Annotated in this window: 1 protein-coding gene; it reads left to right on the forward strand. The window is 48.7% G+C overall.

All coding sequences use genetic code 11. The annotated features are described in order from the left end of the window. Nucleotides 1–557, forward strand: a 557-nt coding sequence (locus ACFSTE_RS15980; protein ID WP_378298283.1) for an Ig-like domain-containing protein, incomplete at both ends; no start/stop codon positions are given.

Genomic DNA, 557 nt, shown 5'->3' on the forward strand with positions numbered 1-557 from the left:
GTGGTTAGTCAGACCACCAATGATACAACCCCGGTGATCACAGGTACAGCGGATTCTTCAGATAGTTTAACAGTAACGGTAGATGGAGTTACCTATAGCGAAGGCGACGGGAACCTGGTAGACAATGGCGACAATACCTGGAGCTTAACAATTCCGGCAGGCAATGAGATCAGCCCTGACGGGACCTATGATGTAACGGCTACAGCCACTGATACAGCTGGTAATACGGCTACGGATACCACTTCCGGGGAATTAACAATCGATACAGTAGCGCCTACAGTTCCAACAGTAGTTAGTCAGACTACCAATGATACCACCCCGGTGATTACAGGTACAGCGGATTCTTCAGATAGTTTAACAGTAACGGTAGATGGGGTTACCTATAGCGAAGGAGACGGGAATCTGGTAGACAATGGCGACAATACCTGGAGCTTAACAATTCCTGCGGGCAATGAGATCAGTCCTGACGGCACCTATGATGTAACGGCTACAGCCACTGATACAGCTGGTAATACGGCTACGGATACCACTTCCGGAGAACTGATCATCGATACAGT

Origin of the sequence: Aquimarina hainanensis (assembly GCF_042684685.1) — a bacterium.
Classification (GTDB): Bacteria; Bacteroidota; Bacteroidia; order Flavobacteriales; family Flavobacteriaceae; genus Aquimarina; species Aquimarina hainanensis.